The following is a 13343-nucleotide window of genomic DNA, read 5'->3' on the forward strand; positions in this document are numbered from 1 at the left end:
AATGTATGTTAGTAGGTGTTCCAAAAGAAATTAAACCTCAAGAAAATCGCGTGGGTCTTGTTCCTTCTAGTATTGGGGAAATTATAAGAGTAGGGAGCTCTGTTATAGTTGAGAAGGGTGCTGGATTAGGAATCGGTATTTCTGATGATGATTATCGACATGCTGGTGCTGAGGTTGTGGATAGCGCAGATGAAGTGTTTTCCAGAGCTGAACTCATTGTAAAAGTAAAAGAGCCACAACCTATTGAGTGCAAGCGTCTTCGTGAAGGTCAAACTTTATTTACCTATTTGCATTTGGCCCCAGATCCTCACCAAGCGCGTATGCTGAAAGAGTCTGGAGTTACTGCTATTGCTTATGAAACAGTAACTGAGGAAGGTGGTGGTTTGCCATTATTGGCTCCTATGTCACAAGTTGCCGGACGTATGTCTATTCAGGCAGGTGCTCATTGCTTGGAAATGGCTCAAGGTGGTAGTGGTATTTTATTAGGTGGTGTTCCTGGAGTAGCTGCGGCAAACGTAGTAGTTATTGGTGGTGGTGTGGTTGGTACCAATGCAGTACGTATGGCTATGGGTATGGAAGCACGAGTGACTGTTCTGGATCGTTCTTTGCAACGTTTAAATGAATTGGATTTCCAATTTGGTTCTAAGATCAATACGATTTATTCCACTGCTGATGCTATAGAGCGATATGTTGCCAGTGCTGATTTGGTAATTGGTGCAGTATTAGTCCCCGGTGCAGCAGCTCCAAAATTAGTCACTCGAGCTATGCTTAAATCAATGCGCCCTGGTTCAGTATTAGTTGATGTGGCTATTGACCAAGGTGGATGTTTTGAAACAAGCCGTCCCACAACACATCAAGAGCCTACATATGTTGTTGATAATGTGGTGCATTATTGCGTTGCGAATATGCCCGGCGCGGTGCCAAGAACATCAACGTTTGCTTTGAATAATGCAACATTACCTTTTGTTTTAAGTATTGTAACTAAAGGTGTGAAGCTGGCTTTATTGAATGATAAGCATTTACTCAATGGATTAAACGTTCATCAGGGTAAGATTACGTTTGATGCAGTTGCTCGTGATTTAGGTTATGAGTATACACCTGCAGCTATAGCATTGGCTGGACGATAATACTCAATTAACAGAGTAAACATTCTCCTGGATTATGTTGGGTCGTAATTCAGGAGAAATGCATCGTCTCTAAAACGAACACAACCAGAATTAAATCTTTGAATCCGCATTAAAGAGTTGGAACGGACTTATTTTTAGCATTTAAATTTTCTTCATCGCGCCCAATTCTTTTTGTTACTTTGCCAAATTCTTCTAGTTCATGAGCTATTTTGGGATTATTCAACGTTCCATAACCTCTATGCATATCATCTCCGATTATTGTATAGCAGCCAATAATAAATTTATCTGCCTTTTCCCTGGTTGGTGCATCTTCTTTTGCAGATTTAGCCCATTCATCAACACTTTGTGCTAATTTTAATAAAACGTATGATTTTGTTGTTATACAATTATCCCATGCAAATGTCATTACAGGGTTCAAATCGTCTTCGGCTGCCTTAATCGCCTGTTCGACAAATTCAATCGGGATTGCTAAATCATGAATTACCGTGGCATCAAAAGAAGTTCCTTTAGCAATATGTGGAGATTCATTTGCAATGGTAGTCTTTAATTTTTCTGTCATCACAGAAGTAATTGTCAATCCTGGTGCTGGATTAACATATTGTTTCCATCCAGCTTCAATTGCTGACTTTAGGGTTGGTAATGGGCCCATCGGACTTTGGCGTCCAATAATTAATGGACGACTTTCTTTATCACCATCGACAGGTTCAATAACAATACCAACATGGCAAACATCAGATACATCTAATGGTTTGGAACGAACTTTCTCGGACGGTTGTAACCATGTCAACCATGCAGGGAAGGGGATTATGCCTCTAAATCCTTCCTTTTTTCCTCCTCCAATTTTTACCATGGCTCCTTGACCATATCTTTGGACAAGGCTATTTTCCTTACTATAGTCCCAAGTATCTAAGTCCTTGGGAGTGAGAGCAGTTGCTCTTTCCAAAGTGGCATGTCCTTTGGGTTTTGTTGAGTCAAAAATAACCCGGGTTTTATGTTGCTCGTACTGATCCCATCCATAGAGTACTGTGCATCCAACTAAAGTACCTACAAAACCAACTTTGGATAATTTAGCAAGTGTTCTCAGTTGAAAGGTTGCGTTACTGCTTGGCCCCTGACGAAATGTATTCCAAAAATTATGTTTAACTGTCTCTGATTTATCGGAAAAAAAATCATATTTCGTTTTCATAATGACCTCTTGATTATCTGATTGTGCACCAAATATCTATTCAAATAGGGCTTGGGATTCATGAAAAAACACTCTGCCTATGGTTATATCATATTGTATTAATATTAAGTGAATATTAAGTGTCACAATTTTTAAACTTTATGAATGTAACCTGACAGAGTGAGAACTTTTTTTGTAGTGATGATGTTGGTATTGGCTCGTAACAGAGCAATATTATTGCTTTAACAGAGGCGCGTTCTGACACGATTATTAGATGGAAATAGCATCACTTGAGTGTTTTGTAGTCTGAGTGAAGGACGTGTGCCGTAACTTGGGAGTTTTTATTAGGATACCCGGGGGCGCTTCGCTGCTCCCGGGCTGCATTGATTTTAAAATAGACTATCTTCGCTCATTGGAAGTGGTTGCTGATCATTATTCGCATTATAGATAGGTGTTGGATCTTCTTCCGATGGAACTTCCTTATTACGAAAATACTCGATAATACCATTTGCCTGATTTGGATGTGCTAATAAGCCGCTGTGTGGATCAATACGAACTGCGACTACATCCTCAGGTTGTTTTATTTCACTTTCAGGTTTTCCTTTCAAAGCAACTTTCATAAAGTCGATCCATAAGGGCAGGGCGAGTCCTGCTGCATATTCGTGTAAGGATTTAGGATTATCAAAACCAACCCAGGTTGTTACCACGAGATCAGAGTTAAACCCAGCAAACCATGCGTCCACTTGATCATTAGTTGTTCCGGTTTTGCCTGCTATATCCTGACGATTAAGCACTCTGGCTGCGCGGGCAGTGCCATGCTGAATTACATCTTTTAAAGCGGTATACATTAAAAAGTTAATATCTTCAGGAATAACTCGTGGTGCCAACGTTGAATGATCTACATTGCCGTCACAATTGTTACAAACAACAGTTGGTTTGGCTTGTAATAAAATTTTACCATCTTTATCAGTAATGTGGTCGATGAGATAAGGTTCAATTTTATAACCGCCATTAGCGAACACTGCATAAGCAGCAGTAAGATCCATAGGACTGACTGACAAACTACCTAAAGCCAAAGATAAGCCTCTAGGAAGAGTTTTCTTATTAAATCCAAAACGAGCCAGGAAATCAATCGTGTAATTAATACCGATATCATCAAGGATACGTATGGACACGAGATTTTTTGATTGAACCAGAGCTTGTTTTAAACGTGTTGGTCCATTGAATTTAAGATTCACATTATGAGGACGCCATAAGTTCGGTTGGCTTGGATCATCAACGACAATAGGTGCATCATTAATTAATGTTGCTAAGGTATAACCATTATTTAATGCTGCGGCATAGACAAAAGGTTTAAAACTGGATCCAGGTTGTCTACTTGATTGAGTTGCACGGTTAAATTTACTTTTTTGGAAGTTGAACCCTCCAACCAGGACCTCTATAGCACCATTTTTAGGATCGAGTGCTACCATTGCTGACTCAGCTTCAGGAATTTGTGCTAACTCCCAATGCTCCTTTGTTGAATGAACATAAATAATATCTCCCACAGCAACAACTTGCATGGCTTTAGATGGCGATTTTCCAACCCAGCCATTTTTAAGTGCTGGTCTAGCCCAAGATAAACCGGCCCAAGGAATAATAATAGCGCGCCCACTTTGTAAGGTGGCTGTTGCCTCTTTATCACCGACTTCGGTAACGACTGCTGGCGTAAGATGATTCAGTTCTGGATATTTTTCTAGAATTTTTTGAATTGAGTTTAAGGATTTGCTGTCATTCTCACCAATAGTGGCAACAGGTCCTCGATAACCATGCCGATGGTCATAGGCTATCAAATTTTTTTCGACGACATCATTGGCTGTGTTTTGTAATTTCCCATCAATAGTCGTATAAACTTTGTAGCCTTTAGTGTAAGCATCAGGGCCGAAATTGTCGTATAAAGATTGACGAATCATTTCAGCAACGTAAGGAGCTTTTACGTCAATAGGACTGCCATGATACTTAGCAGTAATTGGTTGATTTATGGCATTTTGATACTGTTCTTCGTTGATATAATGTTCTTCAAGCAAGCGTTCTAAGACGTGATCTCGACGTTTTTTCGCAGCAAGTGGATTTGCGATGGGGTTTTGTGTTGAAGGGGCTTGCGGAAGCCCTGCAATCATTGCTAGTTCTGCTAGATTTAATTCTTTGAGCGGCTTTCCAAAATAAACCATTGCTGCTGCGCCAACGCCATAAGCACGATTACCTAAATAGATCCTGTTAAGATATAGTTCGAGAATTTTTTCCTTGCTCAACTCTCGGTCTATTTTTATGGCCAGCATAATTTCATTAAATTTGCGCAAAAAGGTTTTTTTACGGCTTAAGAAAAAATTACGCGCAACCTGCATGGTAATGGTACTGCCACCTTGAGATTTTGTACCCGTTTTCACCATACGAACTGCCGCACGGCCAAGACCTAGAACATCCACACCAGGGTGTTCAAAAAAACGTTGATCTTCAGTGGCAATCAAAGCATTGATCAACATAGGTGGTATTTCATCGTAAGTAACTGGGATTCGTTTTTTCTCGCCATATTCCTGAATTAGCAGACCTTCCTTACTGAAAATTTGTAACGGTACTTGTAATTGTACTGTTTTCAACGAATCTACATTGGGAAGTTGACTTTCAAGATAGAGGTACAACAGACAGCCTGCTACAATTAAAACAAAAGACAGGCTCATCAGCGCCCATAGACCTTTACGCCAGAAGTATGCCATTTTCATAGAGTCATGTGATTTTAATGAAATTTGGGGGATATTATACAGTGATTCTCTATAAGATTGCGAGTTTTGTGCAAAAAAGAGGGTAATTTTACACTGGTTTCTAATGTTTCATTGAATTTTGTAGTAAAAATCCAATGAAACATAGGGAGTTGCCTAAATATATCGATGCTTTACTCCATTGTCACCTTTGAAACATTATCATCAAGCTCCTCTATTGTTGATCCAATTTGAGATGAGGAAGGCAGATTTTGGATTGATGGTGAAAAAAATCGAGAATTAATTCCTCCATGTCTTTGTAATGCGGGTATTCCAGCAAGACCAAAAATGGGAGGGTATGCTGAGAAACGTCTGAAGGGTGCTTCGCCTTCGCTTTGTCTTTTGATGTTCTCGAGCTCTGACTGTAGTTTTTGTAATTCCGCTTTTCTTTTTTCCAGTTCACTAGCTAATGCATCAATAGTCGTAAGCTGTTCTTTATTTTTTTCATTTAACGCCTCTATCCGGGTTTCAAACTCAGATTTTTGTGTCTTCACTAACAATTTTAGTTGTTCTAACTCTATTTTTTCAGATTCTTTGTCTGATTCTTTAGCTGATTTGTTCACTTTTTCGCTTTGCAACTCGAGAAGAGTTTGTTGTTCTGAACAGATGTTTGCTGCAATATCTTTGAGTTCTTCATTAGAATCTTCGGGCGTCATATGAAGTACAAAAAGAACTTCATCAATCAGTAGTTGACCTGAGTTACAGTATTTACTTCCTATATATCGATCATTCAATAAACCAGATAACTCTTTAACTTTAGAATCTTGGAGCATTACTGGATGCTTAAACCCTTTTTTTATGTTTAATAACTTTCTAAAATCAATGAATAATTGAGTTAATTGTTCTTGAAATACTTTTAATTCGTGTTCCTTGAACGGAGTTTTAATATCGAGTTGTTCCTTTAGAAAAGAGATCTTATTTAAAAGGAAAAAAAGGAATTCTTCTCGACCATGATAACCCTTTGTACACGCAGCGATCCTTCCTTCTAGGTACGGAACAAAATTTTCGTTTTGAATTATTTCTACTGCACGATCATGAGATTTTTTTCTGTGTATTATAGGGTCAACTGCAGTAACTAGTTTATCTTTAGCCTCGATATTGTCTTGGCTGTCATGATAACGAACTATAACGGTTGCCAATGCATAAATTAACTCTTCTAACCTAGTCATGAAAATCTCCTTTTCAAAGCATAAATGCGAAATCCCCTTACAAGTTGGTCTTTCACTATATTAAATGTTTTTGAGTAGTGCAAGTTGTTTTAACTGAATGGCGAAAATGACAACATGTAATCATTTTAATAAGTTTAACTAGGTAGAAAACATTGTAATTTTTTAATAGGTTACGTTAACATCAACATATGATCTTAGAGGAGTATTTTTTGAATGCATGGAAGACTCAAGGGAATAAGAGACATGCTCAAATTGTTTCAGCCCAAGCATCGTTCAATTCTCGGAATAGACATTACATCAACAGCAGTTAAAATCTTGGAGCTTTCAGGTCAAGGCTATGAACTTATTATTGAAAACTATGGTCGAGAAGTATTGCCTGCAAATGCAATGGATGGAAACACCATTAAAGATATTGATGCAGTCTCCCAGTGTATCAAGAAAATAATTGACCGCTTACATACCTCATGTAAACAAGCCGTTCTAGCTGTGCCTGATTCCTCAATAATCAGTAAAGTAATACAAATCAATGAGGGTTTAAATGACGCAGAGATGGAAGAATTGATTGTTACAGAGGCAGATAAATATATTCCTTATCCAATTGATGAAATCAACCTTGACTTTGAAATTTTAGGTCCTTCCGAAAAAAACCAGAATATGCTCGACGTGCTTATTGTTGCCTCAAGAGCAGAAAATGTGAATCAACGTGTTGATATTGCAGTTCATTCAGGTTTGGATGCTGTAGTGATCGACGTAGAATCTTATGCCGTGGAACGAGCAGCGCAACAAATTGCTAAAGATTTACCTGCATCTGGACAAGATAAAACAATTGCCATCATTGATATTGGTGCAATCTACACCCATTTATTTGTATTACAAGGAATGAAATTAGTTTACTCAAGAGAAGAAAAATTTGGAGGAAAACAATTAATAGACTCGATTGCCGAACACTACAAAATGACCTCGGAGCAAGCTGCGTTGGCTAAGGATAATGGAGAGTTACCTGCGGATTATGAAAAGGAAGTGTTAGAACCTTTTAAAGAAGACATTTTGTTGCAAATCAAACGTACCTTGCAGTTTTTTTATTCCACAAGTCAGGATGGAGATGTAGATCATGTTTTATTAGCTGGAGGATTAGCTAATTTACCAGGTTTAGTGGCTTTGGTTCAAGAGCGTTTGGGGATGAGCACCACGATCGCCAATCCATTTGCACACATGACTCCAGGTAAAATGGTACATTTAGATTCTATAAATAATGATGCACCAGGGCTTATGGTAGTTTGTGGTTTGGCTCTAAGGGAAATTAAGTGAGACCATATGACGCAAATTAATCTTCTTCCTTGGCGAGAACTCAAGCGTGATCAGGAGAAAAAGCTGTTTATGACCATGCTGCTTTTGTGCATCGTATTCGCTGCGTTTATTGTATTTTTAATTAATTCTTATGCCACGGGTTTGGTAAGCAATCAAATTATACGGAATCAAATGCTTCAGAAAGAAATTAATGAAATGGATGCGCAAATAAGCGAAATAAAAAATTTACAAAAAACTAGAGAAATGCTTATTTCCAGAATGTCTATAGTTCAGCATTTACAGTCTACGCGAACATTAATGGTTCATTTATTTGATGAATTGATTCATGTAATCCCGGCAGGTATCTATTTTACTCAGATAGAGGGAAAAAGAGATGTTATTTCAGTCACTGGTTATGCTGAATCAAATACTTTTGTTTCCATATTAATGAAAAACATTGAAAATAATGAATGGATTCATGATCCTGTTCTAAGTGAAATCAAAAGAGAAGATACAGATAAAGAAAAAGCTATAAAGGAGTCAGCAGAGAATGAGTTTAAGTTAACTTTTGTGCTTGCTCCTCAATTCCAGATTGGGTTAAAACTATGAACAGTATTAACCTGAATGAATTAACTCTGGAAAATGTGGGACAATGGCCATTAGTAGTGAAGAGCTGTGTTCTTGTTGGTGTTAGTATTTTGATTGTTGCTCTAGGGTATTGGTTGATCATAAAAGATAATTTTACTCAGTTTGATCAATTACAAGCTCAAGAGGTCACTTTGAAGGCTGATTTTGAAAGGAAGCAACGCCAATTAATTAATTTGCCAGCTTATCGCCAACAATTGCAGATTATGATGGGGCGATTTGCCGAAATGCTTAAACAGCTCCCAGAAAAAAATCAGATGCCTGGCTTGTTGGAAACAATTTCCAAAACAGGAGTCGCATCAGGTTTAAGATTTGAGTTATTTGCGCCACAGCCTGAGGTAATGCACGATTTTTATATTGAGTTACCTATAAAAATTTCAGTAGTAGGAACTTATTTTCAATTGGCTATGTTTATTAGTCGTGTAGCCGAAATGGATCGTATTGTAACGTTACATGACTTTAGTATTGAAAGGGTGTCTTCCAAAGATGATAAAGCAGTTTCGGGGGATGAGTTGATAATGAGCATCACTGCCAAAATATATCGATATCGCACACAATGATGAGACGAAAACTAGGGATTAGTTCTATCTGTTCATTATCTTTACTATTGGTTGCTTGTTCCAGTAGTAATGATGATTTGGTGCGATACATCCATGAAGTAAAATTTAGAAAAACACGAGATATTGAACCAATCCCTTCATTTACACCTTTACCTACTTTTAAATTTCCTGATAATAGTAACAGGCGAAATCCATTTAAGCCTACGGCTCAAAAAAGGACGGAAGTTGATGTTAATGCTCCAGATAAAAATAGGCCAAAGGAACCTTTGGAGGCATATCCTTTAGACGCATTAAAATTTGTAGGTACTTTAACGCAAGGAAACGAAACATGGGCATTGATTAAATTACCTGACAAGAATATTACTCATGTCCGAATAGGTAATTATATGGGACAAAATTATGGTCGTATTGTTTCAATTAAGAATAATTCAATTCAATTAATAGAAACAACACAATCTTCAGGAAAGTGGGGTAATTCCTTTACCGGAGGAAAAGTTGCGTATGGATTTCGAGTTTACCCAGCCGATAAAGCAAGAGCCTGCAAGTTTTGTCACCCAAAGCCCGGCACGTATTGTTCTTGATTTTATTGACTCGAATCTGCAGATAGCTCCCCAACAGAGAGCAAAAGAAATTAAATTGGGATCGCTTAATAAGTACTCTGTTGTTGCGGTGGGTTCGCGTGTTCGGGCTGTATTGGAGTTAAATTATTCAGTGCCTTTTTCAGGTACAATTTCTGGGAAAGTTTATACTCTTATTTTGAATGGCAAAAGCAATGAGTTATTCCAACCGCCCCAAGAACTTATAATTACTCATCGCCCAGCCAAGACAAATTATGTGATTAATCATTTTGATTTTCGAGGAATTGAACGGCAGGGCGGTCGGGCCATAGTCAATGTTTCCAGCACGAGTGTTCCGACCCAGGTTGAAGAGCATGGTAAAGAAATTCTAGTTAAATTTTTAAATACTAAAGTTCCTCCGAACTTAAGAAAGAGATTCGATGTTTCAGATTTCCACAGCCCTGTACAAATAGTTACTTTTCAGCAAGTTGGTAAAAATGCACATATGACTTTATTCAATAAAGGGGGCTTTGGCCAATCTGTATATCAGGTTAATAAACAATTTATGATTGATGTAATTCCTTTAACTCCAGAAGAGGTGCAACAGGGCAAATTGAAAAAGAAAGTGTTCTCTGGGAGAAGACTTTCCTTAAATTTCCAAAGCATCAGCATACGAGCCGTATTACAGTTGCTGGCTGATTTTACAGGAATTAATATCGTAGTGAGTGATCAGGTTCAAGGTGATATTACTCTGAGATTGAATAATGTTCCATGGGATCAAGCATTGGATATTATTTTAACTACCCAAGGTTTAGAAAAGCGGCAAACAGGTAATGTAATTCTGATTGATAAAAAAGGGGTTTTTGAGAAAATGGAGGCAGAACAACTCAAGGCCCAACAAAACATCCGAAAAATTGAGCCTGTACGTTCTGAGCTAATACAAATTAATTATGCTAAAGCAACCGATCTTGCCGTTTTGATTAAAGACAAACAAAATTCTCTTTTATCTGAGAAGGGTACCGTGAGTGTCGATACACGTACAAATACCATCTGGATTCAAGATATTGGTTCTAAAATTGATGAAGTTAGAGATTTGATTAAGCAGTTAGATATACCTGTCAAACAAGTGCTTATTGAGGCTCGTATCGTCGAAGTAACGAAAGATTTTGCTCAGGACCTTGGAATTCGTTGGGGGGTATCTAAACCAACCCATCTCAGTGGTACTCTAGAAGGGGCAAATCAATTAGCGCAGGGCGTCGCTCCTGCAAATGTCAAACCCTTTACAGACAGATTAAACCTGGATTTAGTCGCTGCCCCAATAACCGGTGCTACCCCAGCTTCTGTAGGTATTGCATTAGCACAGCTTGGCGATAATATTCTGCTTGATCTTGAACTTTCCGCTTTGGAAAGTGAGGGACTAGCTGAATTGATATCCAGTCCAAGGCTCATTACAGCAAATCAACAGCCTGCTGTAATTGATTCAGGACAGGAAATTCCTTATCAAGAAGCGACTTCAAGTGGTGCTACGGCAGTGGCCTTTAAAAAGGCTGTATTAAGCCTAAAGGTAACACCACAAATTACCCCGGACAACAAGATACTTATGGAGTTGAAGATTAATCAGGATAGGGCATTGCCCAACCTGACATTTAATGGGGTGCCAGCAATTGCAACTAAAGAAATTCAGACGAATGTTCTGGTCAGTAATGGACAAACCATAGTGCTTGGTGGGATTTATCAGCAAGATAAGAGTAAGACCATTACGAGGGTACCATTTTTTGGTCAGTTGCCGGTAGTTGGAAATTTATTCAAAAACACGCAAATTGGTATTCAAAATGATGAGTTACTTATTTTTATAACCCCCAAAATAATAACAAATTCATTATCAATTACGGCAATTGAGGGGAGAAAAGCAGTTCGATTTGATGAAAAATAAAATTTATTAAGTGATTAGGGGCTGTTGACAATTGCTTCATTTATCTACGCACTGCACTTTATGCGCGAAATCCAGTAAAGGCGGCATTGAAAATAGGTAGATTTTAGTGTGTCTCCGTATAGAGCCCGTGCATAAGCCGCAGAAACTAGGTGGAATTAAATGAAATGCCAACAGACCCTAGAGAAATTGCTATGAATTCAGCAATTAAGGTTTGTTTTATTTATAATTTGCTTTTAACAGGGCATTTTTTTATTAATGAAGTGATATAATATAAATGAATAAGAGTAAATAGTTATAAAATATGCTCATTTGTTGTAGAATAATGGGCGGGAATTTCTAACTGCGAAAAATACAGTTAGGGTTGAGCCCCAAATATCCCCCACTTTTGGCTACTGAATCATATTTTAGTCCAATGCTAAAATGGGAAGTTATTTCGGACTCGATCTTTAATTAATGACATTTCAGTTAAAGAGGTATGTGATAAAAAATGAGCATAGTTAAAGTACGAAATATTTTTCTCATCGGACCCATGGGTGCAGGTAAAAGCACTATAGGTCGTGCTTTGGCAAAGGAGCTCAAATTAGAATTTTTTGATTCGGATGAAGTTATTGAAGAGCGTGCTGGCGCCGATATATCTTGGATTTTTGATATTGAAGGAGAAGAGGGCTTTAGACGTCGCGAACAAAAAGTTATAGAAGAATTAACTCAAAAAACCAATATTGTTTTGGCAACGGGTGGTGGTGTTGTAATTACTCCTGAAAACAGAAATGCATTAGCAGGACGTGGCACCGTAATCTATCTTAAAACCTCATTGCAACAACAATTTGAAAGAACTAAGCGAGATACCAAGCGTCCTTTGCTACAAACAACAGATCTTGAAGGAAGATTGGAATTATTGAGAGATGAGCGAGAGCCATTCTACAATGAGTTAGCTGATGTTAGTTTTGAAACAGATAAATTAACAGTCAAGGCTGTTGCAAACAATATAATAAAATATATTTATGGCGAACTTTGAGATTTATGATCGGGTTGATGTTTCTTTAACGGAACATCAATATCCTATTGTTATTTGTCGCAATGGTTTGCAAAATCCGGATTTTTTGCAAACTCTTGTAACTTCTTCGCAAATTTTAATTGTTACCAACCAAACAATAGCTCCTTTTTATTTGCACTACGTGCAGTCCGCTTTTACCAAAGCTCAGTGTGACGTGTTGATTTTAGAAGATGGTGAACAATATAAAAATCAACAAAGTCTTTTCGCTATTTATGATGCATTAATCCAGAAAAAACACCATAGGGATACGACTCTTATAGCCTTAGGTGGAGGAGTAATTGGTGATATGACTGGATTTGCAGCATCAACATATCAGCGTGGAGTAAAGCTGATACAAATTCCTACAACTTTATTATCGCAAATTGATGCTTCCGTGGGTGGAAAAACAGGAATTAATCATGCTTTGGGTAAAAATATGATTGGCAGTTTTTACCAACCACAAGCAGTAGTTATTGATTTAAATACATTAAACACTCTTCCTGAAAGAGAGTTTCGTGCTGGTTTGGCGGAAATGATAAAATATGCTCTGCTTGCTGGCGATGAATTTTTCAAACTGCTTAGTGAAGCGCTCCGACAGGGATTAACTACCAAGAACCCGCAGTTACCTCAATTAATAGCTGAGTGCTGCCGTATTAAAGCTCAATTTGTTGTAACGGATGAAAAGGAAACTGGGCAACGAGCCTTATTGAATCTTGGCCATACTTTTGCTCATGCACTGGAAACTTATACCCATTATCAACAATGGTTACATGGTGAAGCAGTAGCAATTGGCTTATATTGTGCAGCAGTTCTGTCGTATAAAATGCATTTAGTTGATGAACAATTGGTCGAACAAGTAGAGCAAATTCTGCAACTGGCAGGTCTACCACATAAAATTCCACGAAATATCAATTTAGAAAAACTCAAAGAGTTGATGCAATCGGATAAAAAAATTAAAAATAACCGTTTACGCTTTGTGCTGATTAGAAAGCCTGGTGATTGTTATCTCGACTCTGAAGTAACAGAAGATTGTTTGGGTAATGCACTTGTTGCAGCTGTAAGAGGAGAATAA

General features: G+C 37.9%; 11 protein-coding genes. 8 read left to right on the top strand and 3 right to left on the bottom strand.

Annotated features, from left to right (window positions below):
- Positions 1-5 precede the first annotated feature (5 nt).
- A complete protein-coding gene (gene ald, locus DGG96_RS01690; RefSeq protein ID WP_110141284.1) occupies positions 6-1127 on the top strand; it encodes an alanine dehydrogenase in 1122 nt (373 codons plus the stop codon).
- Between the two features lie 109 nt (positions 1128-1236).
- On the opposite strand, the gene DGG96_RS01695 is transcribed toward ald, so the two are convergent.
- The 3 genes from DGG96_RS01695 to DGG96_RS01705 all read right to left on the bottom strand — a co-directional run bounded on the left by DGG96_RS01695 (position 1237) and on the right by DGG96_RS01705 (position 6256).
- On the bottom strand, positions 1237-2313 hold the full coding sequence (locus DGG96_RS01695; RefSeq protein WP_110141285.1) for a hypothetical protein: 1077 nt from the start codon (positions 2311-2313) through the stop codon (positions 1237-1239).
- A 368-nt stretch (positions 2314-2681) separates the two neighbouring features.
- Entirely contained in the window at positions 2682-5051 is a 2370-nt protein-coding gene (locus DGG96_RS01700) for a penicillin-binding protein 1A (protein WP_110141286.1), read from the bottom strand.
- 170 nt (positions 5052-5221) lie between these two features.
- Positions 5222-6256: a hypothetical protein gene (locus DGG96_RS01705; protein WP_110141287.1), complete on the bottom strand. Its 1035-nt coding sequence runs from the start codon at positions 6254-6256 to the stop codon at positions 5222-5224.
- Positions 6257-6499: 243 nt separating this feature from the next.
- On the opposite strand from DGG96_RS01705, the gene DGG96_RS01710 reads away from it, so the two are divergent.
- The 7 genes from DGG96_RS01710 (at position 6500) to aroB (ending at position 13343) form a co-directional block, all read left to right on the top strand.
- A complete protein-coding gene (locus tag DGG96_RS01710; RefSeq protein ID WP_110141353.1) occupies positions 6500-7564 on the top strand; it encodes a pilus assembly protein PilM in 1065 nt (354 codons plus the stop codon).
- A gap of 6 nt (positions 7565-7570) precedes the next feature.
- A complete protein-coding gene (locus tag DGG96_RS01715) occupies positions 7571-8152 on the top strand; it encodes a PilN domain-containing protein (RefSeq protein WP_110141288.1) in 582 nt (193 codons plus the stop codon).
- Positions 8149-8748, top strand: coding sequence for a type IV pilus inner membrane component PilO (locus DGG96_RS01720; RefSeq protein WP_110141289.1), 600 nt, complete (start codon positions 8149-8151; stop codon positions 8746-8748). Before DGG96_RS01715 ends, DGG96_RS01720 begins: the two co-directional genes overlap by 4 nt.
- Positions 8745-9329, top strand: coding sequence for a pilus assembly protein PilP (locus DGG96_RS01725; protein WP_110141290.1), 585 nt, complete (start codon positions 8745-8747; stop codon positions 9327-9329). Before DGG96_RS01720 ends, DGG96_RS01725 begins: the two co-directional genes overlap by 4 nt.
- The gene (locus tag DGG96_RS01730) at positions 9250-11238 is read left to right on the top strand and encodes a type IV pilus secretin PilQ (protein ID WP_110141291.1); all 1989 of its coding nucleotides are present in this window, start codon (positions 9250-9252) and stop codon (positions 11236-11238) included. Before DGG96_RS01725 ends, DGG96_RS01730 begins: the two co-directional genes overlap by 80 nt.
- Positions 11239-11725: 487 nt before the next feature.
- Positions 11726-12253 carry a shikimate kinase AroK gene (gene aroK / locus DGG96_RS01735; RefSeq protein ID WP_110141292.1) on the top strand — a complete coding sequence of 176 codons (528 nt, stop codon included), beginning with the start codon at positions 11726-11728 and terminating at the stop codon, positions 12251-12253.
- Positions 12240-13343, top strand: coding sequence for a 3-dehydroquinate synthase (aroB, locus tag DGG96_RS01740; RefSeq protein WP_110141293.1), 1104 nt, complete (start codon positions 12240-12242; stop codon positions 13341-13343). The genes aroK and aroB overlap by 14 nt, the downstream gene beginning before the upstream one ends.

Source organism: Legionella qingyii (assembly GCF_003184185.1).

What these genes read in the sequence shown, in the direction of transcription:
- ald (WP_110141284.1), top strand. Translation starts at nt 6, where the DNA reads ATGTTAGTAGGTGTTCCAAAAGAAATTAAACCTCAAGAAAATCGCGTG.
- DGG96_RS01695 (WP_110141285.1), bottom strand. Translation starts at nt 2,313, where the DNA reads ATGAAAACGAAATATGATTTTTTTTCCGATAAATCAGAGACAGTTAAA.
- DGG96_RS01700 (WP_110141286.1), bottom strand. Translation starts at nt 5,051, where the DNA reads ATGAAAATGGCATACTTCTGGCGTAAAGGTCTATGGGCGCTGATGAGC.
- DGG96_RS01705 (WP_110141287.1), bottom strand. Translation starts at nt 6,256, where the DNA reads ATGACTAGGTTAGAAGAGTTAATTTATGCATTGGCAACCGTTATAGTT.
- DGG96_RS01710 (WP_110141353.1), top strand. Translation starts at nt 6,500, where the DNA reads ATGCTCAAATTGTTTCAGCCCAAGCATCGTTCAATTCTCGGAATAGAC.
- DGG96_RS01715 (WP_110141288.1), top strand. Translation starts at nt 7,571, where the DNA reads ATGACGCAAATTAATCTTCTTCCTTGGCGAGAACTCAAGCGTGATCAG.
- DGG96_RS01720 (WP_110141289.1), top strand. Translation starts at nt 8,149, where the DNA reads ATGAACAGTATTAACCTGAATGAATTAACTCTGGAAAATGTGGGACAA.
- DGG96_RS01725 (WP_110141290.1), top strand. Translation starts at nt 8,745, where the DNA reads ATGATGAGACGAAAACTAGGGATTAGTTCTATCTGTTCATTATCTTTA.
- DGG96_RS01730 (WP_110141291.1), top strand. Translation starts at nt 9,250, where the DNA reads ATGGATTTCGAGTTTACCCAGCCGATAAAGCAAGAGCCTGCAAGTTTT.
- aroK (WP_110141292.1), top strand. Translation starts at nt 11,726, where the DNA reads ATGAGCATAGTTAAAGTACGAAATATTTTTCTCATCGGACCCATGGGT.
- aroB (WP_110141293.1), top strand. Translation starts at nt 12,240, where the DNA reads ATGGCGAACTTTGAGATTTATGATCGGGTTGATGTTTCTTTAACGGAA.